This is a genomic window from Caballeronia zhejiangensis (genome assembly GCF_000698575.1).
Classification (GTDB): Bacteria; Pseudomonadota; Gammaproteobacteria; order Burkholderiales; family Burkholderiaceae; genus Caballeronia; species Caballeronia zhejiangensis.
Map to the genome: position 1 here is coordinate 160,548 of NZ_JFHD01000011.1, position 21,222 is coordinate 181,769.

General features: G+C 62.6%; 22 protein-coding genes and 1 pseudogene. 12 read left to right on the forward strand and 11 right to left on the reverse strand.

Annotation, left to right across the window (positions count from 1 at the left end; all coding sequences use genetic code 11):
* The first annotated feature begins 29 nt into the window (after positions 1-29).
* The 4 genes from BG60_RS36905 to BG60_RS16685 all read left to right on the forward strand — a co-directional run bounded on the left by BG60_RS36905 (position 30) and on the right by BG60_RS16685 (position 2,540).
* The gene (locus BG60_RS36905) at positions 30-266 is read left to right on the forward strand and encodes a (2Fe-2S)-binding protein (RefSeq protein ID WP_008350432.1); all 237 of its coding nucleotides are present in this window, start codon (positions 30-32) and stop codon (positions 264-266) included.
* A gap of 320 nt (positions 267-586) precedes the next feature.
* On the forward strand, positions 587-1,318 hold the full coding sequence (locus BG60_RS16675; protein WP_034472124.1) for an energy transducer TonB: 732 nt from the start codon (positions 587-589) through the stop codon (positions 1,316-1,318).
* 34 nt (positions 1,319-1,352) lie between these two features.
* A complete protein-coding gene (locus BG60_RS16680) occupies positions 1,353-2,099 on the forward strand; it encodes a MotA/TolQ/ExbB proton channel family protein (protein WP_008350435.1) in 747 nt (248 codons plus the stop codon).
* An 18-nt stretch (positions 2,100-2,117) separates the two neighbouring features.
* Positions 2,118-2,540, forward strand: coding sequence for an ExbD/TolR family protein (locus BG60_RS16685; RefSeq protein WP_008350436.1), 423 nt, complete (start codon positions 2,118-2,120; stop codon positions 2,538-2,540).
* Positions 2,541-2,878: 338 nt separating this feature from the next.
* Here the strand turns inward: BG60_RS16685 and BG60_RS16690 are convergent, their stop codons facing one another.
* The gene (locus tag BG60_RS16690) at positions 2,879-3,841 is read right to left on the reverse strand and encodes a LysR family transcriptional regulator (RefSeq protein ID WP_008350437.1); all 963 of its coding nucleotides are present in this window, start codon (positions 3,839-3,841) and stop codon (positions 2,879-2,881) included.
* Between the two features lie 172 nt (positions 3,842-4,013).
* Between BG60_RS16690 and BG60_RS16695 the strand changes: the two genes are divergently transcribed.
* The 4 genes from BG60_RS16695 (at position 4,014) to hemP (ending at position 6,339) form a co-directional block, all read left to right on the forward strand.
* Positions 4,014-4,886, forward strand: a complete 873-nt coding sequence (locus tag BG60_RS16695) for a pirin family protein (RefSeq protein WP_034472126.1) — start codon at positions 4,014-4,016, stop codon at positions 4,884-4,886.
* Positions 4,887-5,014: 128 nt separating this feature from the next.
* On the forward strand, positions 5,015-5,413 hold the full coding sequence (locus tag BG60_RS16700) for an OsmC family protein (protein ID WP_034472128.1): 399 nt from the start codon (positions 5,015-5,017) through the stop codon (positions 5,411-5,413).
* Between the two features lie 40 nt (positions 5,414-5,453).
* Complete coding sequence (locus BG60_RS16705) at positions 5,454-5,942, forward strand: SRPBCC family protein (RefSeq protein WP_008350440.1); 489 nt, start codon at positions 5,454-5,456, stop codon at positions 5,940-5,942.
* 148 nt (positions 5,943-6,090) lie between these two features.
* On the forward strand, positions 6,091-6,339 hold the full coding sequence (gene hemP / locus BG60_RS16710; RefSeq protein ID WP_008350441.1) for a hemin uptake protein HemP: 249 nt from the start codon (positions 6,091-6,093) through the stop codon (positions 6,337-6,339).
* A 260-nt stretch (positions 6,340-6,599) separates the two neighbouring features.
* Here hemP and BG60_RS16715 read toward each other — a convergent pair whose 3' ends face one another.
* The 6 genes from BG60_RS16715 to uvrB form a co-directional block, all read right to left on the reverse strand.
* Positions 6,600-7,013, reverse strand: coding sequence for a GlcG/HbpS family heme-binding protein (locus BG60_RS16715; protein WP_008350442.1), 414 nt, complete (start codon positions 7,011-7,013; stop codon positions 6,600-6,602).
* Positions 7,014-7,051: 38 nt separating this feature from the next.
* Positions 7,052-8,455 (reverse strand): 4Fe-4S binding protein, encoded by a 1,404-nt coding sequence (locus BG60_RS16720; protein WP_174447730.1) that lies wholly within the window; start codon positions 8,453-8,455, stop codon positions 7,052-7,054.
* Positions 8,452-9,303 carry an FTR1 family iron permease gene (locus tag BG60_RS16725; RefSeq protein ID WP_008350446.1) on the reverse strand — a complete coding sequence of 284 codons (852 nt, stop codon included), beginning with the start codon at positions 9,301-9,303 and terminating at the stop codon, positions 8,452-8,454. The genes BG60_RS16720 and BG60_RS16725 overlap by 4 nt, the downstream gene beginning before the upstream one ends.
* Positions 9,304-9,369: 66 nt before the next feature.
* A complete protein-coding gene (locus tag BG60_RS16730) occupies positions 9,370-9,678 on the reverse strand; it encodes a cupredoxin domain-containing protein (protein WP_404989938.1) in 309 nt (102 codons plus the stop codon).
* 88 nt (positions 9,679-9,766) lie between these two features.
* Positions 9,767-10,312 carry an iron transporter gene (locus BG60_RS16735; RefSeq protein ID WP_008350449.1) on the reverse strand — a complete coding sequence of 182 codons (546 nt, stop codon included), beginning with the start codon at positions 10,310-10,312 and terminating at the stop codon, positions 9,767-9,769.
* Between the two features lie 302 nt (positions 10,313-10,614).
* Positions 10,615-12,711 carry an excinuclease ABC subunit UvrB gene (gene uvrB / locus BG60_RS16740; RefSeq protein WP_008350451.1) on the reverse strand — a complete coding sequence of 699 codons (2,097 nt, stop codon included), beginning with the start codon at positions 12,709-12,711 and terminating at the stop codon, positions 10,615-10,617.
* A gap of 332 nt (positions 12,712-13,043) precedes the next feature.
* On the opposite strand from uvrB, the gene BG60_RS16745 reads away from it, so the two are divergent.
* Positions 13,044-14,243, forward strand: a complete 1,200-nt coding sequence (locus tag BG60_RS16745) for an amino acid aminotransferase (protein WP_008350454.1) — start codon at positions 13,044-13,046, stop codon at positions 14,241-14,243.
* Between the two features lie 75 nt (positions 14,244-14,318).
* Here the strand turns inward: BG60_RS16745 and BG60_RS16750 are convergent, their stop codons facing one another.
* Positions 14,319-14,537 carry a hypothetical protein gene (locus BG60_RS16750; protein WP_008350456.1) on the reverse strand — a complete coding sequence of 73 codons (219 nt, stop codon included), beginning with the start codon at positions 14,535-14,537 and terminating at the stop codon, positions 14,319-14,321.
* 272 nt (positions 14,538-14,809) lie between these two features.
* On the opposite strand from BG60_RS16750, the gene BG60_RS36910 reads away from it, so the two are divergent.
* Positions 14,810-15,340 (forward strand): hypothetical protein, encoded by a 531-nt coding sequence (locus tag BG60_RS36910; protein WP_008350459.1) that lies wholly within the window; start codon positions 14,810-14,812, stop codon positions 15,338-15,340.
* A 55-nt stretch (positions 15,341-15,395) separates the two neighbouring features.
* Here the strand turns inward: BG60_RS36910 and BG60_RS16760 are convergent.
* Together BG60_RS16760 and BG60_RS16765 are read right to left on the reverse strand one after the other, a co-directional pair.
* Positions 15,396-16,807: pseudogene (locus BG60_RS16760) on the reverse strand (lactate utilization protein B).
* Positions 16,808-16,820: 13 nt separating this feature from the next.
* Complete coding sequence (locus BG60_RS16765) at positions 16,821-17,555, reverse strand: (Fe-S)-binding protein (protein ID WP_034472139.1); 735 nt, start codon at positions 17,553-17,555, stop codon at positions 16,821-16,823.
* A gap of 190 nt (positions 17,556-17,745) precedes the next feature.
* On the opposite strand from BG60_RS16765, the gene BG60_RS16770 reads away from it, so the two are divergent.
* Positions 17,746-18,555, forward strand: coding sequence for an IclR family transcriptional regulator (locus BG60_RS16770; RefSeq protein WP_008350464.1), 810 nt, complete (start codon positions 17,746-17,748; stop codon positions 18,553-18,555).
* A gap of 77 nt (positions 18,556-18,632) precedes the next feature.
* Here BG60_RS16770 and pbpG read toward each other — a convergent pair whose 3' ends face one another.
* Entirely contained in the window at positions 18,633-19,817 is a 1,185-nt protein-coding gene (pbpG, locus tag BG60_RS16775; RefSeq protein WP_033537204.1) for a D-alanyl-D-alanine endopeptidase, read from the reverse strand.
* Between the two features lie 773 nt (positions 19,818-20,590).
* Here pbpG and BG60_RS16780 point away from each other — a divergent pair.
* Complete coding sequence (locus BG60_RS16780) at positions 20,591-21,166, forward strand: phasin family protein (protein ID WP_008350468.1); 576 nt, start codon at positions 20,591-20,593, stop codon at positions 21,164-21,166.
* Positions 21,167-21,222: the final 56 nt, after the last annotated feature.

The window sequence follows — 21,222 nt, forward strand, 5'->3', positions numbered from 1 at the left end:
CGCATTAACGCTAACTATTGCGAACGATCATGATTGTCTGCGTCTGCAAATCAGTGTCCGACCGAAAGATTCGAAGCGCCATCGCCGAAGGGGTGGACTCCTTTGATGAACTGCAGTTCGAACTCGGCGTCGCGCTGTGCTGCGGCAAGTGTGAAGAAAGCGTTCGCGACGTAATGGCACAAAGCGGCGTCTGCGCGTCGCGATGCGGCGTTCAGCAGCGCGAGCACGTTGCGCCGCTGACGTTCTACGAGCGCCAGGCTGCCTGAAGCAATTCGCGCGGCGTCGCCGCGCTCAACCGGCGACGCCGATGCTCCGGATGCGCCGCCCAGTCGTTTTATCGCCTCCAGCAAGCCAGGTTACCTTCGTATTTCCGGTCACTTTCAGCCAGCCGCGCAACCCTTACCCCTGGAGGGAAAGATGGAATTGCTGATTGGTTTCGTGACTATCCTGTTCATCTCCCTGCTGATTTTCCGAAAATGACGTCGTCTGGTTTCTTCCGCACCGTGCCTGTGCGCTCGTTGGACAGCGAACTCGAGGGCAGCGTCATCAGCAAGCATTCACGCAGCATCACAAGCAGCCAATAACGATGCAGTCCCCGACCACTTCTCCCGCCGCATTCCAGACCGCGCCGACAGCGAATGCGAATCCGCGCGTGATCGCGGCGTGCGTCGCCGTCGTCGCCATTCACGCTGCGTTGCTGGGCGTCGCGCTGACGATGAAGAACGAGCCGCCGCCCCGCCCGATCGAAGCCAAATCCATCACCGCGCAACTGATCAGCGAGACACCGCAGCCCGCGCCGCAGCCGGTCGCCGTCGAAACGCCGCCGCCGCCCAAGCCGGTGCCGCAGCCCGTTCCGAAGCCGCAGCCCAAGCCGAAGGTGAAACCGAAAGTCGAGCCGAAGCCGACGCCGATGCCGGTCACGGAAGCGCCTTCGCAGATCGCCGCGCCCGCGCCGGAACCCACGCCGCCCGCTCCGGCTCAGCCTGCGCCGCCGCCGGCCGCGCCCGCGATCGGCAAGCCGAGCATGGATCTCGCCGCGCCGAAGAACGTCGCGCACCTGAGTTGCAACATCGCGCAGCCCGACTATCCGGCGATGTCCAAGCGCCGCGGCGAAACGGGCACGGCCGTCATCCGTCTGACGGTAGGCCTGTCGGGCAAGATCGAAAATGTCACGCTGCAAAAGAGCAGCGGCTCGTCGCGCCTCGATGACGCGGCGCTCGACGCGGTGCGCGGCAGCGCGTGCAGCCCTTACAAGGAAAATGGCGAAGCGATTCGTGCTAGCGCCACGGTGCCATTCGTTTTCAGTCTGAACGACTGATCGTTTATTTTTAGATACAAGGAAGGAAACAGGAATGGAAAACTACGGGATTGCGCACGTCTGGGCGCAAGGCGACTTCGTGACGCGGGGCATCGCGCTCGCGCTCGTCATCATGTCGGTGCTTTCGTGGACGGTGATCGTCGTGAAGGCGTGGAACGTCGTGCGCCTGAAGCGCCTCACCAAGAACGCCGAACAGGCGTTCTGGCACTCCGACGACTTCAACGACGGCATCAAGAAGCTCGGCAGCCAGTCGTCGAGCCCGGCGGACAACCCGTTTCTCGCGCTCGCGCTCGCCGGCCAGGAAGCCGCCGACCATCATCATCAGACGCAGCCGCATCTGCACGACCGCATGGACGTGTCCGACTGGATCACGCGCTGCCTGAAAGACGTCATGGACGAAGGCGTCGGCCGCATGCAGGCGGGCCTCGCGATCCTCGCGTCGATCGGTTCCACGTCGCCGTTCGTCGGCCTCTTCGGTACGGTCTGGGGCATCTATCACGCGCTCTTGACCATCGGCGCGACGGGACAGACGTCGATCGATCAGGTCGCCGGTCCGGTCGGCGAATCGCTCATCATGACGGCGTTCGGCCTGTTCGTCGCGATTCCCGCCGTGCTCGGCTATAACGCGCTGACCCGCGCGAACAAGGGCATCGTCACGAAGCTGAACCGCTTCGCGCACGGCCTGCACGCGTTCTTCGTCACGGGCTCGAAGCTTTCGTCGACCAAGCGCGCGACGAACGCCGCGTCGGACAACCTGCGTCTCGCGACGCGCGCGTCGTAAGCCGGGGAGGTCCGCATCATGGCCATGAGCCCTTTCGCCGGAGACGAAGACGACGGCATGATGAGCGAGATCAACATGACGCCGCTCGTCGACGTCATGCTGGTTCTGCTGATCATCTTCCTCGTCACGATTCCGGCCATGCATCACGCGGTCAAGATCGACCTGCCGCACGCGAGCAGCCAGCCGCAGGACGAAAAGCCCGCGCACGTGAACATCGCGATCAAGGCTGACGGCACCACGCTCTGGGACGATCAGCCGATCGACGAAGCGGCGCTCAACGCGCGCATCGCGCAGGCGGCGCAGCAGAACCCGCAGCCGGAGATTCATCTGCGCGCCGATCGTCAGGTGGCGTACGAAAAGGTCGCCGATCTGATGTCGGCGGCGCAGGCAGGCGGATTGACGAAGATCGGTTTCGTCACCGAGCCGAAGAGCGGCAAGTAACAGCTCGACGCGCCCTCTTCCGGGCGCACAAAGTAAAAGGCCTTCATCGTCGGATGAAGGCCTTTTTTCGTGCGCGCTCGGCGCATTCGGGTGAGGCGGTCACTTTGGGTTCGAATAGCCAGAACCGGAAGTTCCGTCGCATGCAGCAGCCGTGGTCGACACGGACAGTGCAATCAACCCTATCAGGCTAACTATCAGAGCAGCCGTCAGTTTTCGCATAAGGAGCTCCTTAGCGAAGGAGGCTTCAATATACCGCCACAAATTGTGACGATCAATTGAATCTGTCCATCGCAAGCGCGCGCTTCAATGCCATAAACCAATGACAAACGCCGATGCGGTCAAACTGTTTCCCGTTCCGGCTGTTCGTGAACAGGACATTCTCCCGGAAAGCGCTGGCCGCTACCGATCGACTCGACGAGAAAATCGACGAATGCGCGGACGGCCGGGACCATGCCCTGACGCGACAAAAACACCGCGTAGAGTTGCGGCGACGGAAACGTCCAGCCGGGCATCACCGGCGATAGCTGCCCGGAGCGCAGCGGCGCGCCGTACATCATCTCGGGCAGCGCCGCGATGCCGACGCCGCGCATGACGGCCTCGCGGATCATCGACAGATCGGCCGTGACGAGGCGCGGCTCGTGCTCGAACTCATGGCGCGTGCCGTCCGGCGCGATCAGGCGGTAGACGTGGCGGCCGTCCGCCGACGGCGTGTCGATCGTGTCGTACTGGGCGAGTTCGGCGGGTGTCATCGGCGGCGCATTCGACTTCAGCAGCGATGGCGCCGCGACCAGCATCTGCTCCGTGCGCCACAGCGGCCGCGCGACGACGTTCGAGCTCGCGGGCGGCTCCGAGCGCACGCGCAGCGCGACATCGACGGCATCTTCGAACAGATCGACGACACGGTTCGTCACGCGCATGACGACGCGCACTTCCGGATAGCGGTGCATGAAATCCGGCATCACGGCGGACAGGAACGTCTGCGCGATCGTGACCGGAACGCTCACGCGCACCGTGCCGCGCGGCGAATCGCGCAGGCTTTGCACGACGTTGACGGCCGCCTGTGCCTCGGCGAGCATCGCCTGACAATGCTGATAGAAAAGCTGCCCGGCCTCGGTCAGCGCGAGCTTGCGCGTCGAGCGCTGCAACAGACGCACGCCGAGCGACGCTTCCAGCTCCGACACGCGCCGCGACAGCCGCGACTTCGAGATGCCGAGCACGCGCTCGGCGGCGGAAAACCCGCCGTGCTCGACGACGTGCGAGAAGTACATCAGATCGTTAAGGTCATGCGAGTCGGCTTTCATGAGTCGCCCGGTGGGACTGGAAGAGATGAACATCGACGCGGTTCGTTATCCCCAGCGGGACAATCCATTGCGCCGCGACGGCTTTTACCGCGAAATGCGGCCCATATAATAGCTCTGTGTTTCAAATTTATCGCTATTCCCCTCTTTTCCGTATTCCCGACGCGAGGCAATAATGTCCACGAGCCGCAGCATCGAACGCATCATTCCGGCGACCCGCACTGTCGAAGGCGGCGGATTCGTCGTGCATCGCCCTTTCCCGACCCGTCTTCTGATGGATTTCGATCCGTTCCTCCTTCTCGACGAGATGGGCCCAGCCGACTACGCACCCGGCGAGGCTAAAGGCGCGCCGGACCATCCGCATCGCGGCTTCGAAACCGTCACGTACATGCTCGAAGGCGAGTTCGGTCACAAGGATTCGGCCGGGCATTCCGGCACGCTGCGTCCCGGCGACGTGCAATGGATGACCGCGGGCGCGGGCGTCGTGCATAGCGAGATGCCCGCCGAGGAATTCACGCAACGCGGCGGCCGCGTGCACGGCCTGCAGCTTTGGGTCAACCTGCCGCAGCGCGACAAGATGATCGCGCCGCACTATCAGGAGATTCCGTCCGTGCAGATTCCCGTCGCGACGAGCGAGGACGGGAAGGTCAGCGTGAAGGTCATCGCGGGCGAGGCGCTCGGCGTGAAGGCCGCGATCGAGACGCGCACGCCGATTCTGTATCAGCACTTTTCGCTCAAGCCGGGCGCGAAGGTCGAACTCGCCGTGCCGCGCGATTACCGCGTGTTCGCCTATCCGCTGTCGGGCACCGCGCTGTACGGTCCGCAAAGCCAGCCGGTGCGCGCGCAGCAGATGGTGATTTTCCGCGACGACAGCGATACGATCGCGCTCGCCGCCGGCGATGAGCCCGTCGAGCTGCTGCTGATCGGCGGCGTGCCGCTGAAGGAGCCGGTCGTGCGCTACGGCCCGTTCGTGATGAACACCGAGGACGAGATCCGCCAGGCCGTGATCGACTATCAGGCGGGCCGGATGGGCGCCATCGCGCATTGATCTGGTCACAGCGAAAACCGCGAAACGGTGCGGCACGAACGGACACATTGCGTCACAATGACCGTTCTTGCCGCGCCGTTTCGCCTTTGTCGTCAATCTTGCAGTCTCAACTTCAACCAGGAGCACGCATGGCCGGACCTTCCGTGACCGCCAGCATCGGCAACATCGACTATCAGGTCCGTCTCGGCGACGGGACGCATTCGTGGGTCGCGGACGAGCCGGCGGGCATCGGCGGCGGCGATACCGGACCGGAACCCGCGTCGCTGCTGCTCGCGAGCCTCGGCGCATGCACGTCGATCACGTTGAAGATGTACGCGAAGCGCAAGGAGTGGCCGCTCGAAGGCGTACACGTCGAGTTGTCGATGACAAGCACCGCCGACGGCACGAACATCGACCGGCGCATCGCGCTCACGGGCGCGCTGTCCGATGAGCAGCGGGAACGGCTCTTGCAAATTGCCAATGCGTGCCCGATGCACAAGGTCCTGTCCGGCGCGATTCGCATCGAATCCGGACTCGCGCCGCAGTGACGCATCGCGGGCACCACGAACGTCCAAGGGAAACGTCGTCTTGAATTTCGAACACCTGATCCAGATCAACGATCCGCTCAATCCGCTTCTCGAATCGCTGACGCGCGAGCAGCTCTGGGAAGGCCTCGTCCTGCGCGCCGAGCAGCCGCAACTATTCGTGATCGGCCTGGATAGCTGCGACATCCTCGCGCGCGATGGCGACACGATGGAACGCGAACTCCACTACGGCCAGGCGACCGTGCGCGACCGCGTGACGCTCACGCCCGGCACCAGCGTGCGCTACGACATTCTGCCGACCGCCGATTACGTCGGCGGCTCGCTCACGATGGCGATCGAGCAGCCCGATGCGGTCCAGCTCTTCCTGCGCTTCACTTACGCCACGACGCTGCCCGAGAACGAAAACGCCACGCCCGATGAGCGTCAGACGCAGGAAATCGTGAAGTCGGCGTATCGCGAGTCGGACATCGACACCGTGCGGCTCATTCGCCAGTTCGCGCACGGCCGCAGGGACGAGAGTCCGCTGCATTGAGCCTCTGACGGATGCGGTGGCGAATGTTTCGCGGCCGCATCGAGACTGGCTATCGAAAGAGGCGCTTCAATCGGAAAGTCTAGTTGCAAATAGGAATAGTTATCATTTACTATAGACCCATCGAATCAACGAACGCACATTTTCCGACATGACCGATACGCCGCGATCCTCCACGCTCAGGCTGCGCCGCCCGGCTGTCCGCGACGCCGCGATCACCCGCCCGAAGGCGACGACCGTGACCACGGTTCATGTCGCGCACGCGGGGGACAGTACCGGCGAGCGATCGCTGAAAAGCGACGCGCTGCTGCAGGGACGCAGTCACGTGAGCATCGTGCATAACGGAGAGACGTACCAGTTGCGTGCGACGCGTTTGGGCAAACTGATCCTGACGAAATGACGCGCAGGCAACAACAGCCGTAGTACCGGGTATTGTGGGGACCACCTCGCCAAGAGGTGTTTGGCCTTAGCCAGCGAGGACGACTTGCACGCGAGAAATTAGACCCCTTCGTGCAAACACCAGCCAGTCGTCGATAGCAAGCGAAGCCGCTTTTTTTTGGTTCCTGCTTGGGTCACGATGCATGCCGACGAGCGCTGCATCCGAAAACAGAATGGCACGTCTTCGTTACGAGGACGTGCCATTTTTATTGCGCGAATGCTTCAGACGTTCTCGATGCCGAGCGCCGCGATGCCCGCCTTCGCGATCTGCGCATCCTGATCCGATTTCACGCCCGACACGCCGACGGCACCGACGATGTCCGTGCCCACGAAGATCGGCACGCCGCCTTCGAGCATTGCGGTCATCGGCGCGGAGAGGAACGCCGTGCGGCCCTGCTTGATGGTGTCTTCGTAGACCTTGGTTTCGCGACGGCCGAGCACGGCGGTGCGCGCCTTGCCCGTCGCCATTTCGGCGGTGCTCGCGCCTGCGCCGTCGAGACGATGCAGATGCAGCAGATGTCCGCCATCGTCGACGATCGCAATCGTCACGTTCCAGTTGTGTTCTCTCGCATGCGTCTCGGCGGCCGCGGCCATCGCCTTGACGTCTTCGTCGGTCAGTACGGGTTTGGTTCTCACTTCTCGCTCTCGTTGCCGCGCTTGACGGCGTGGACGGTTTATCGGCTGAAGCCCCAGAACATCAGGTACCACGCGCTGTCCGCAACGGCCAGCGCAGCGACAAACCATACCATCGCAAGAAGGCGCGGAACAAGTGACGATGCATGGCGCCCCGTCACGCGCCACGCAAGCCACGCGCTCCAGAGATTCGCGGCCGCGAGCAAGCCGAGCCGCAGACCCGGCACCCACCACAACGGCAGATGCTCGGCGCGCAGCAGCGATACCGTCGTCGCAGACAGGCCCAGGAACACGCCGACGCCCGCAATCGGGATCAGGGCGAGCGTCAGGTGATGCAGGCGCGTCGCGTTCATCTTGCCGAGCATGCGCGTGCCGATGGCGAGCAGCCCGAGCAGCGCCGTGCCGTACACGAGCCCAGTGGCGACGATATAGCCGATGACCATGGTGCCGTCGAGCCACGAGAAGACGTCGTTCTGTTCCGGGTAATGCGTGAACAGGAACCACGGCGCGTTGGTGTCGAGCGGCCAGAGGATGTCGTGATCGATCAGCCAGGCGGCGAGAAATTGCTTCAGATCGACGAACCAGGTGCTCACGGTCCAGTGGAACGCGCCGATCGCGATGCCGAGCAGGCCGTACAGAATGAGCGCGGTGTCCCACGGATTCGCGGCCTTGTCGCCGAGCTTCACGACTTCCTCGGACGGCGAGCGCCACGTGAGCGCGATGGCGTCGCGATGGCCGCTGCATCGGCCACACATGTGGCAGTCCTGTGCGCCCTTCATGTTGCGCAGCGGGACGAGCGGCGCGCAGTTGATCGGAATCACGCGATGGCCGTGCTCGCCCTTCGTGTACGAACGGCGCCACGCTTCTTCGTCGACCTTGTAGTGAAACGGCGCGAGGCGCGCGAGCAGCGAAAACACGCCGTTGACCGGGCACAGATACTTGCACCACACGCGCTTCTCGCGGCCATACAGCACGCCGATGATCATCGCGCCGACGGTCGAGCCGCCGAGCACGAGCAGCACCGCCTTCGGATACTGATAGACGCTGACCATCTGCCCGTAGATCGTCGTGAGCCCGAATGCGACGAACGGCCAGCCGCCCCAGCGCATCCAGCGCGGAATCGCCCAGCCGCGGCCGAATTTGCTCGCGAACTCCGACAGCGCGCCTTCGGGACACAACACGCCGCACCAGACGCGCCCGAGCATGACCATCGACAGCAGCACGAATGGCCACCAGATGCCCCAGAACACGAACTGCGCGGCGAGCGTGAGATTGCTCCACAGATGCGCGGCGCCGTCCGGCAGCGGCATCACGGCGGGAACGATGATCAGAAATGCATACACGGCAACGACGACCCACTGAATCATGCGGATCGTGCTGCCGTGACGTTGCATCCAGTGGCCGGCTTGTTGAAGCCGGCCCGGTCTACGCATTACGGAACTCATGCTGGACGGCTTGCCGCCTTTTGTTTTTGCGCCATCTGGGTGTTCGAACGGCGCAGCAGAAGATAGATGACGACCCAGTACACCGCATACGCGACGAGATTCATGCCCGCGGGATGCGCGCGATAACCGGTGAGCGTAGCAACGAGCGATCCGAACGTACTCGAATCATCGAGCAGCCACGACGTGTTCCACACCTGATTGACGATGACCGGCAGCACTTCCATGTCGATCAGCTTGTCGACGCCCGTTTCGAAGAGGCCGGCCGCCAGGAACAGCAGCATGATTTCGGTGACGCGAAAGAACGAGCGCCACGAGAAGATCTTGCCGCCGAGCTGCAGGATATAGAACGTCAGCAGCGCGAGACCGAAGCCGAGAATGATCGCGATGTACTGCGACGCGTCGACGTGCCCCGACTGACCGAAGCCGACGCCGTAGAGAAACACGGCCGTCTCGCTGCCTTCGCGCGCGATCGCCAGCGCGACGAGCACCGCGATGCCCCACCAGTGTCCGTCCTGCGTGCTCTTTTGCAGCGATGTTTCCATGTCGCGCTTGAGCGTGCGTCCGTGGCGCTTCATCCACAGGACCATCTGCACGATCAGCACGCAGGCGATCAGCACCATCGCGGTCTGGAAGTAATCCTGTGCATCGCCCGACAGCACTTCCGTGAAGCCGATGAGCGCGGCGCCCAGCGCCACCGCCGCGAGCAGGCCGATGACGACGCCGGCCCACAGATAAGGCAGGCCCCGGCGCGCCTGATGATCGCCGTTCTTCAGCCACGCGTAGAGAATGCCGACGACGAGCAACGCCTCGACGCTCTCTCGCCACACGATGAAAAGTACCTGCCCCATACCCGACCTCCAGCAATTTCACTTCAAGCGGCCGCGCGCGGTGCGAACATCGCGCGGCACATTCCGTTACTTCGCGACGATCACGCCTTGCGCGGACTGATGAAAATCGTCGAAGAACTTGTATTCACCCGGATCCAGCGGTGCGATCACCACGAACGAATCCGCCCCCGGCGCGAGCACTTTTTCCTTGCGCAACTGCACGCTTTCGAACTCGGCGGCGCCCTTGCCGACGTTATGCACTTCGATCTTGATGCGCTGCCCCGCCGGCACTTCGATGCGCGCCGGATTGAGCTTGCCGTCGTTCATTTCGAGCTTGAACGTCGGCAGGTCGGCGGCGTGCGCCAAGTTCATCCCGGCAAAGGCAAACGCGGACATCGCGAGCGCGGCCACCTGATTTTTCAGCTTCATGCGTACTTCCTGAGAGTGAATGCGCCCGGTCCGGGATGCCGGGCGCCACGGACGATCAGTAACCGCCCTTCTTTCCGATGCCCGCGAACGGGAAGTCGTACTCGATCGTGAACGGCTTGAACCACGGACCGACGCCCGTTTCCTTGTCGGTGTGACGGCCGAACGCCATGTGGCCTTCCTGCGACGGCGGCGAAATATGCAGCTTCAGGTGATACTTGCCCGGCCCGAAGAGCTTGACGTTATCGCCGTAGTGCGGGCCGTCGCTCGCGACCATCGGCATCAGGTCGCCCTTGATGGTCTGCGTCGTGCCGACCTTCGTGAGTTCATACGTGACTTGCAGATACGGCATCCAGTCGCCTTCGGCGAAACCGGTCGGGTTGTTCTTGACCGCGTGGATATCCGCCTCCAGGTGGATATCCGAATCCGACGCCTTGCGCATCATGCCTTCCGGCGACATCGTGATCGGCTGCAGATACACGGCGCCCGTTTCCATGCCCGCCTCGATGTGCTGCTTGCCGATCGGATATTCGGCTGCCGACGCTGCCATCATCGCCGTGAGACCTGCGGCGGCGACAAGGCCGCGCATCAACGTTGAACCCATCAGAAAACTCCTTGTTGTTATCGATTGGCACGCGTGCCACGCGAGCCTTGCTACTGAGATACCGGAGCGCCGCTCGGTCGGCGGCGTTAGCACAACTCTGTGAACGTTAATACGAACCATTCTCAATGTTCGTCAGTTTAGCATCGTTCGATTCCCGCAACAATTTGAGCGAGCTTACAGACCTAGGCGCAGTAAGGCTTTTCGCCGACTCGCACGATCGCGGCGGGCATAAAAAAGGCGCGGCGAACCGTCCGATTCGCCGCGCCTTTCGAATTAAGCCTTGAAAATCACTTACATATTGCTTACTTACCGCCGATTCCGCTCACGTGATCGCCCACGTTCGCCCCGAACACGCGCTGCCGCAGGAGCGCCAATTGGTCGCGGGTCTGCGCCGCTTTTTCGAATTCGAGATTCTTGGCGTGATCCATCATCTGCTTCTCGAGGCGCTTGATTTCCTTCGCGATCTGCTTCTCGGACATGTCTTCGAACTTCGCGCGCGCCTGCGCTTCCTTCAGCTCGGCGCGGGCGTCGTCGGCGTTGTAGACGCCATCGATGATGTCCTTGATGCGCTTCTCCACCCCGCGCGGCGTGATGCCCATCTTCTCGTTGTGCGCCATCTGCTTGGCGCGGCGCCGCTCGGTTTCGCCGATGGCGCGCTTCATCGAGTCGGTCATGTTGTCGGCGTAGAGAATCGCCTTGCCGTTCACATTACGCGCCGCGCGCCCGATGGTCTGGATCAGCGAGCGCTCGGCGCGCAGGAAGCCTTCCTTGTCGGCGTCGAGAATCGCGACGAGCGAGACTTCGGGAATATCGAGACCCTCGCGCAGCAAGTTGATGCCGACGAGCACGTCGAACGTGCCGAGCCGCAGATCGCGGATGATTTCCACGCGCTCGACCGTGTCGATATCGCTGTGCAGGTAGCGCACCTTCACGCCGTGATCGGCGAGAAACTCGGTCAGCTGCTCGGCCATGCGCTTGGTCAGCGTCGTGACGAGCACGCGCTCCTGCACCGCCACGCGCGCGTTGATTTCCGAGAGCACGTCGTCGACCTGCGAGCGCGCCGGACGCACTTCGATTTCCGGATCGACGAGACCCGTCGGCCGCACGAGCTGCTCGGCCACCTGCCCTGCCTTCTGCTGCTCGTAGTCGGCGGGCGTCGCGGAAACGAAGATCGCCTGGCGCATCTTGCGCTCGAACTCGTTGAACTTGAGCGGCCGGTTATCGAGCGCGGACGGCATCCGGAAACCGTAGTCGACGAGATTTTCCTTGCGCGCGCGGTCGCCGTTGTACATGCCGTTCAACTGGCCGATCAATACGTGCGACTCGTCGAGCAACATCAGCGCATCGGGCGGCAGATAGTCGACGAGCGTCGGCGGCGGCTCGCCAGGCGCCGCGCCCGAGAAGTGCCGCGAGTAGTTCTCGATGCCCTTGCAGAAACCGAGCTCCTGCAGCATTTCCAGATCGAAGCGCGTGCGCTGCTCCAGCCGCTGTGCTTCGACGAGCTTGCCCTCGCTGTGGAAGAATTCGAGCCGCTCGCGCAATTCGAGCTTGATGGTTTCGATCGCGCGCATGACGGTGTCGCGCGGCGTCACGTAATGCGACGACGGGTACACGGTGAAGCGCGGAATCTTGTTGCGCACGCGTCCGGTGAGCGGATCGAAGAGCATCATCGATTCGATTTCGTCGTCGAAGAGCTCGACGCGCACCGCCATTTCCGCGTGCTCGGCCGGAAAGATATCGATGGTGTCGCCGCGCACGCGAAACGAACCGCGCTGGAAATCGGCTTCGTTGCGCGTGTACTGCATCGCGATCAGGCGCGCGATGACGTCGCGCTGGCCGAGCTTGTCACCCGTGCGCAGCGTGAGAATCATCTTGTGATATTCGGACGGATTGCCGATACCGTAAATCGCGGACACCGTCGCGACGATCACCACGTCGCGCCGTTCGAGCAGGCTTTTCGTGGCCGAAAGCCGCATCTGCTCGATGTGCTCGTTGATCGACGAGTCCTTCTCGATGAAGAGATCGCGCTGCGGCACGTACGCTTCCGGCTGGTAATAGTCGTAGTACGAGACGAAATACTCGACGGCGTTGCGCGGAAAGAACTCGCGGAATTCCGCGTAGAGCTGCGCGGCGAGCGTCTTGTTCGGCGCGAAGACGATCGCCGGACGGCCGAGCCGCGCGATGACGTTCGCCATCGTGAAGGTCTTGCCCGAGCCGGTCACGCCGAGCAGCGTCTGAAACGAGAGACCGTCCTCGACGCCTTCGACGAGCTTCGCGATGGCATCGGGCTGATCGCCCGCGGGCGGATACGGCTGATACAACTGAAACGGCGAGCCTTCGAACGTGACGAACTTCGATTCGTCCAGTTCTTCCGGGGATGCGATGAGAGTGTCGGACATGAGAAATCGAGAAAGTCAGCGCCTGAGGCAAACAATCATTCTAGCGTCGTACGCGATGCGCGCGCTCGCCTGGACGTGACCGGGATGTGGAAGCGTAGTCTCCATCAGATTGGGCATGGTTCGCCGATCTCAAGCGCACCGGCTCACGCCCTTTTTTATCGCGCGCTTTTGGCGTGTTCGCGGAATTAAGGGCCAAAAAGCACGCGCATTCGCGCCATATTCGGCCGAAAAGCCGCGCCGGATTCGCTACAATGTGCGACTGGGCTCGACGGCATGATGCCGTCGTCGCCACGCTTCCCCGCCGCACGTCTTTCCTCCACTGCCGATAGATCATGTCTCTTTTCTCTGCCGTCGAACTCGCTCCCCGCGACCCGATCCTGGGCCTCAACGAAGCCTTCAACGCCGATACGCGCACGACCAAAGTCAATCTGGGCGTCGGTGTGTACACGAACGAAGAAGGCAAGATTCCGCTCCTGCGCGCCGTGCGCGAAGCCGAGAAAGCGCGCGTCGATGCCGCGCTGCCGCGCGGTTATCTGCCGATCGACGGCATCGCCGCCTACGACGCCGCCGTGCAGAAGCTGCTCCTCGGCAACGATTCGCCGCTGATCGCCGCGGGCCGCGTCGTGACGGCGCAGGCGCTTGGCGGCACGGGCGCGCTCAAGATCGGCGCGGACTTTTTGAAGCGCCTGAACCCGAACGCAGTCGTCGCGATCAGCGATCCGAGCTGGGAAAACCATCGCGCGCTCTTCGAAGGCGCCGGTTTCGAAGTGGTCCACTACCCATACTACGAAGCCTCCACGCACGGCGTGAACTTCGACGGCATGCTCGCCGCGCTGAACAGCTACGCGGCGGGCACCGTCGTCGTGCTGCACGCGTGCTGCCATAACCCGACGGGCGTCGATCTGTCGGACGAGCAGTGGAAGCAGATCGTCGAAGTCGTGAAGGCGAAGAACCTCGTGCCGTTCCTCGATATGGCGTATCAAGGCTTCGCGGAGAACATCGACGCGGACTCCGCCGCCGTGCGTCTCTTCGCGGCATCGGAACTGAACGTGTTTGTGTCGTCGTCGTTCTCGAAGTCGTTCTCGCTGTACGGCGAGCGCGTCGGCGCACTGTCGATCATCACGACGAGCAAGGAAGAATCGGCACGCGTGCTCTCGCAACTGAAGCGCGTGATCCGCACGAACTATTCGAACCCGCCGACGCACGGCGGCTCGATCGTCGCGGCCGTGCTGGCGTCGCCGGAACTGCGCGCGACCTGGGAGCAGGAGCTGGGCGAAATGCGCGATCGTATCCGCGCAATGCGCAACGGTCTCGTCGAGCGACTGAAGGCGAGCGGCGTCGATCGGGACTTCTCGTTCGTCAACAAGCAGCGCGGCATGTTCTCGTACTCGGGTCTGACGGCTGCGCAAGTCGATCGTCTGCGTGAAGAATTCGGCATCTACGCCGTGAGCACGGGCCGCATCTGCGTGGCCGCGCTGAACACGCGCAACCTCGACGCCGTCGCGAACGCGGTCGCCGCCGTGCTCAAGTAAGCAGTTCGGCCGCGTCCAAATGAAAATGGCGCCCTTTGCGGGCGCCATTTTTTGTGTGCGTCGAAAACCGGCGAATCAGAGCGTCTTTTCCGCCGAGACGGCAGCGGGTTGTGCGTCTTCGTCGTCGACGAAGCCGAGCGAAATCGCGCGCGCCAGTTCTGCGCTCACGCCCGCCACGCTGGTTTCTTCATGGCGCATTGCCGCGCCGCTGCCCTCGCCGGCGTGCATGCAGAACGCGAGCGCGATCGGAAGCAGGATGGCGACGGGCCAGTAGGTCGATATTGTCTTTCTCATGGGACTGCCTTTGGTCGATGTGTCGCAGCGGGCATCGGATCAAGGGAACCCACTGATGGACATTTCGAATTTTACGGACTTGTCCCGACCTTAAAAAGCCGTTGAAAAGCAAAGGATTGTTGCGCCCGGGACAACAAGCCGTTTTGATGAACGTCGCGACCGCTCGCGCCTTTATGACAGCTTGCCGTCATAAAGGCTTACAAAGTTGTTCGCGACATCCACGCGCCGATGATGTCTTATTCAGTAATGGTTCTACAGAATTTCCCACGATCATGAAATCCGCAGTCGCTGGTGTCTTGCTTGCTTCGTCTGCCGCACTTCTCGGTGGTTGCGCGGCGTATCCCGATGCGTCTGCCTATGGCGGCGGCTACCCTGCTGTCTACGACGACCCGGGCTACGGATACTACGGTGGCCCGCCGCCGGGCGTCGTCGTAGGCGGCGGTTACTACTCCGGGCCGGGCCCGATTTACTACGGTCCGCCTAACCGATATTGGGACGATGGTCCCGGCTGGCGTCGTCCGCCGCCGGGCGGATGGCGCGGCGGGCATCCGCCGCGCGACCGGGGTCCGGGCGGCCCGCCTCCGCAGGCGGGCGGCGGACATCCGAACGGTCCGCCACCGCAAGCAGGCGGCGGCCGTCCTCCGGCAGCGCAGCCCCCGCAAGCAGGCAACTCGCCGGCGCCTCAGTCCGTGGGCGGTCGGCCGCCGGGACCGAATCGCGCGCCGCCACCATCCGCGAATGGCGGTGGGGGCAATTCGCAGGGCGGCAATTCGCGCGGCTTCCTGGGACGGTACGGCGGATAAAAGCGCTTCGACGACAAAGGCCGCGCCCGATCGAAAGATCCGGCGCGGCCTTGTTTTATCCGAGATGCGAATGCTGCGCCTTGTACAGCTCCCGGAATGTGCGCCCGACTGGCGCGGGCATGTCGCGCGTGTCGGTCCATCCGGCGCCGAACGGCAGTCGTGAAATCGTCTTCTTGTTGCCGCCGATGCGTTCGAGCACGCGCACCGCGAGCTTCGTGAAAAGGGCATAGGCGAGCGGCCGCTTCGCGAGATAGCCCCACGCCGCGAGCGCGGCGCGCTCGTTCCACGGACGCAGCCGACGCTCCATCTGCTTCTCGCGCAGCTTGCGCAGCAGATCCGACAACGGAATGCCGACCGGACAAACACTGTTGCACTCGCCGCAAAGCGTTGCGGCTTGCGGCAGATCGAGCGCCTTGTCGATGCCGACATAAGCCGGCGTCAGCACCGAGCCCATCGGTCCCGGATACACCCATCCATACGCATGTCCGCCGATCTTCTGATAGACCGGGCAATGATTCATGCACGCGCCGCAGCGGATACAGCGCAGCATCTCCTGAAACTCGCCGCCGATAAGCCCGGTGCGGCCGCCATCGACGAGCACGAAGTACATATGATCGGGCCCGTCCGTCTCGTCGGCCGCGCGCGGTCCGGTCAAGAGCGAAAAGTAATTCGAGATCGTCTGACCGGTCGCCGAGCGCGGCAGGAGGCGCATCGCGGTCGCGAGATCTTCGAGCGTCGGCAGCACTTTTTCGATGCCCGTCACCACGACATGCACGCGGGGCATCACGGTGCACATGCCTTCGTTGCCCTCGTTCGTGACGACCGCCACCGACCCCGTCTCCGCGATCAGGAAATTGCCGCCCGTCACGCCCATGTCCGCCGACATGAAATGCGGCCGCAACACTTCCCGCGCCTCGCGCGTCATCTCCGGGATGTCGGTGAGGCGTGGCTTGTTGTGCGTCTTCGCGAAGAGATCCGCGATCTGCTCCTTATCCTTATGCACGACCGGCGCGATGATATGGCTCGGCGGCTCGTTGTCGTTGATCTGCAGAATGTATTCGCCGAGATCGGTCTCGATCGACTGCACGCCCATCTCGCCGAGCACGCGATTCAGCTGCATCTCTTCCGAGACCATCGACTTGGTCTTGATGACCTTCTTCACATCGTGTTTGCGCGCGATGTCCGCGACGAGCTTCGCCGCGTCCTGCGTCGTTTCGGCGTAAAGCACGGTCGCGCCGCGACGCGTCGCCTCGCGCTCGAAGGTTTCGAGCCACACGTCGAGATCTCGAGCGCGCGATTGCGGCGCTCCTTCAACGCGGCGCGCGTTGCCTCGAAGTCGATGTCGCGCACCGCGCTCGCACGCGCGCTGACGAACTTGGTCGAGAGCTTGGTGAGATTCTGCTGCAGGCGCTCGTCGGCGAGCTTGCTTCCCGCGCGCGCCTTAAAGTGCATCGTCTGGACTTGCATCCGTTTGTCTCCTTCAGGCGCGACGCGCCGCGTCGCCCGCGAGCACTTGCGCGATATGCAGCACGCGCGTCGACGTATCGCCGGTGCGGCGCAGGCGCCCTTCGATGTTCAGCATGCAGCCGAGGTCGCCGAGCACGACGGTATCCGCGCCGCTCGCCTTGATGTTCGCGCATTTCTCATCGACGATCGCCGTCGAAATGTCGCCGTACTTCACCGCGAAGGTGCCGCCGAAGCCGCAGCAATGCTCGCATCCGGCCATCTCGGTCACGGGCACGCCTGCCTGGGCGAGCAGCTCGCGCGGCTGCGATTTCACGCCGAGTTCCCGCAGACCCGAGCAGGAATCGTGATACGTCACCATGCCGTCGAACACGCCCGGCTCCATGCGCGCCTTCGCGACGTTCACGAGAAAATCGGTCAGTTCGAACACGCGCGGCTGAAGGCGCGCGAAGCGGCTCATCAATTGCGGATCGTCGCGAAAGAGATCGCCGTAGTGCGCGCGGATCATGCCGCCGCACGAACCGGACGGCACCACGACATAGTCGAACTGCTCGAATTCGCGCAGCGTTTTTTCGGCGAGATCGCGGGCGAGCGGCCGATCGCCCGAGTTGTAGGCAGGCTGGCCGCAACAGGTCTGCGACGGCGGCACGACGACTTCGAAACCCGCCTGCTCGATCAGCTTAATGACCGAGAAGCCGATTTCCGGGCGCATCATGTCGATGAGACATGTCACGAATAATCCGACTCGCATTGGGGCGTTTCCTGTTTGTGGAGTGATGTGAACGCAGCGCCGATTATCCTTGATAAGTCCCGCGCGACGGGCTTCTCGCTGGCCATCGATGTCATCGACGAGCGCATTGTTTTGGCGAAGCGTTCGCTTTTTTCACATTATGAGATACAATCCCCATTCCGCTGTTTGACGCATCAACCGATTTTTCACGATGAGCGATACGAACCCGGAATCCAAAACCTCCATTCAGGTGATCGAGCGCATGATGCGTCTTCTCGACGCCCTCGCCGATCACACTGACCCCGTCAGCCTGAAAGAACTCGCCCAGAGCACCGATCTGCACCCATCCACGGCGCATCGCATTCTGAACGACATGGTGCTATGCCGGCTCGTGGACCGGTCGGACCCCGGCACGTATCGCCTCGGCATGCGCTTGCTGGAGCTCGGCAATCTCGTCAAGGCGCGTCTTTCGGTGCGTGAAGCCGCGATGCCGCCGATGCGCGAGTTGCATCGGCAGACCGGGCAGACCGTCAATCTTTCCGTGCGGCAAGGCGACGAGATCGTCTATATCGAGCGCGCGTACTCGGAGCGCTCGGGCATGCAGGTCGTGCGTGCGATCGGCGGCCGCGCGCCGTTGCATCTGACGTCGGTCGGAAAGCTGTTTCTCGCCGCCGACGAAGCCGCGCGCGTACGCGCGTATGCGATGCGAACCGGTCTCTCCGGCCACACGCAGAACAGCATCACCGATCTCTCGAAACTCGAGCGCGAACTGTCGCTGGTGCGCCAGCAGGCGTGCGCGCGCGACAACGAGGAACTCGAACTCGGCGTGCGCTGTATCGCGGCGGGCATTTACGACGATACGGGACGCCTCGTCGCCGGCTTGTCGCTGTCCGCGCCCGCCGATCGTCTGCAGGACGCCTGGCTGAAACAATTGAGCCACACGGCGCTCGAGATCTCGCAATCGCTGGGATATCACCCGGAAGAGGCAGCTTCCGACGCGCAACAACACGCGCATCGCTGATTTCTTCGCCGCATGTCAAAACGGGATTCGTCTTTCGACGAATCCCGTTTGCTTTTGCATCAGCGAAGATCAGGCGCTCAAGGATTTGCGCCGCTGCCCATGTCCGCGCTCATGATATGCGGCTCGCCGAGCGTGTCGAGATACGAACGCAGACGGCCCGCGTCGGCGAAGCGCGAATACTTGCCGTACGAATCGAGCAGCACGATGACGACCGGACGGCCGTTGACGGTTGCCTGCATCACGAGGCACTCGCCCGCTTCGTTGATGAAGCCCGTCTTCTGCAAGCCGATGTCCCACGACGCATTGCGGATCAGCGCGTTCGTGCTGTTGTAGGCGAGATTGCGCTTGCCGGTGAAGACGTCGTAGCTGCGGTCGGTCGAGAACTTGCGGATCAGCGGATATTGATACGCCGCGTTGACCATCTTCACGAGGTCGCGCGCGCTCGACACGTTCTGGCTCGTGAGTCCCGTGGAATTCTCGAAGTGCGTGTCGACCATGCCGAGCGACTTGGCTTTCGCGTTCATCGCGGCGATGAACGCCGGACGGCCGCCCGGGTAATAGCGCGAGAGTGCCGCCGCCGCGCGATTTTCCGACGCCATCAGCGCGATGTGCAGCATGTCTTCGCGATTCAGTTGAGATCCGACCGCGAGGCGCGAACCCGTGAACTTCTCGTAGTCGCGGTCTTCGTCGGTGACGGTGATTTCATCGGTCAGCGGCATGTGCGAATCGAGCACGACCATCGCGGTCATCAGCTTCGTGATCGATGCGATCGGCACGACGGCGCGCGAGTTCTTGTCGAAGAGCGTCTCGGACGTGTTCTGGTCGACGACGTAAGCCACGCTCGAGCGCAGCGCGAGGCTGTCGGGGGTATCGTGCAGCCCGAACGCCTGACCAACCGACGTCGCGCGCGGCTGGAACGCAACCGCGTGCACCGCGGCGCGTCGCGAATGCGCTTCCATGCGATACGACGCGCGACGCTTACGCGATGCGCGCGGCGCGTCATCGTCGTCATCGGCCGCGGCGACTTTCGCCGCTTTCGCGGGCTTCGGCGCTTTCAGCGTGGTCTTGGCGACGCGCGCGGGCTTTTCAGCCTTGGCGGTGGATTTCTTTGCGGTTTTGGTTTGGGTGGCGGTCTTCGCGAGGGCTTCAGCCGGAGCCGCTGCGAAGGACGTCGCTACTGCGATGGAGACGGCGATGGACAATGCCGAGCGCACTGCCACGCCATGCACCACCTTCAACGACGAAAACATTTCGGTTTTCATTAGTGTTCTGTTGGGCGGCTGGAGGGTACCGCCAAGTGTAGTGAAGCTACGAAATTTAAGCAATATTAAGCACTTATCGGCACTCGTTAAACCGAGTTGTAAGCCGTGATTGCGTATTGCTGAACAAAAAACCGCCTCGATCGGAAAAAACGATCGGCCCGGCGAAATAGTGCTGCCCAAAATGCGCTTTGCTACACCGCGACAAACGCACTATCGGCAAAACTTTCCACGACTTTAGTGAAACGTGAGGATCGGATCAGACAAAACGCAGAGATACGAACGGGAGTCAGCACCAACGGAGGGCACAGACGATCACGAGACAGCTCGGACAGCCGAAATGTTAACGTTTCTTCAACAATTTGGTGTACGGCGACATCCTAAAAATAAGACGAGCTTCAGAAATATCTCGCTTCCGCACCGCCGCAGAACCCGCGCTGTTCGCGTCGCCGGAACATCAAAGTTTCATCGAGCCGTGCTTTGATCGTGTTGAACATGCGGCCCGATGCGTGTCGGAAGCCATGCCCAGCTTGAGTGCATAGGGTTTCCACGGACGTTTATTTCGACCACGCAATCGGCATGTAAGTTGTTGTTTAACATACGGTTTCTGCCTATTGTGCGGCGCACAAAAAGTGCTTGACATCCATCGGAATATCTCTAAAATGGGTCTCATGTTGCGACGCACCAATCGCAGTTGCACCTAGCCGGCAGGTATATCGCGCCGGATCTACCCAAACCACGACCCGCGTTGATGGGTCTGCCATCAGGAGCCTGAGATGACGCTGTTGACCCCCGAGCAAATCGCCGCTGCACAGAAAGCCAACTTCGACACGCTGTTCGGCCTCACGAACAAGGCGTTCGAAGGCGTTGAGAAGCTCGTCGAACTGAACCTGCAAGTTGTGAAGTCCACGCTGGCCGAAAGCCAGGAAAACGCACAGCGCGCGCTGTCGGTGAAGGACGCGCAGGAACTGCTCGCCCTGCAAGCCAGCCTGACCCAGCCGGTCGCGGAAAAGGTGCTGTCGTACGGCCGTCACCTGTATGAAATCGCGTCGGCCACGCAAGCCGAATTCGCCCGCGTCGCGGAAGCGCAGTACGAAGAGCAGAACCGCAAGGTCCAAACGCTCGTCGACAACGTCGCGAAGAACGCACCGGCCGGTTCGGAAACCGCCGTCGCCGTCATGAAGTCGGCCATCACCGCCGCCAACACGACGTACGAAACGGTTCACAAGGCAACGAAGCAAGCTGTCGAAATTGCTGAAAGCAACTTCAACGCTGCCGCTACGGCTGCGACGAAGGCCGCTACGCAAGCGACCGAGCAAGCTGCCCGCGCCACCAAGAAGTCGGTTGCGTAAGTTTGCCGCCGGGCCCCTGCCCGGCCGATGCAGCAAGAATCACGAAGAACCCGGCC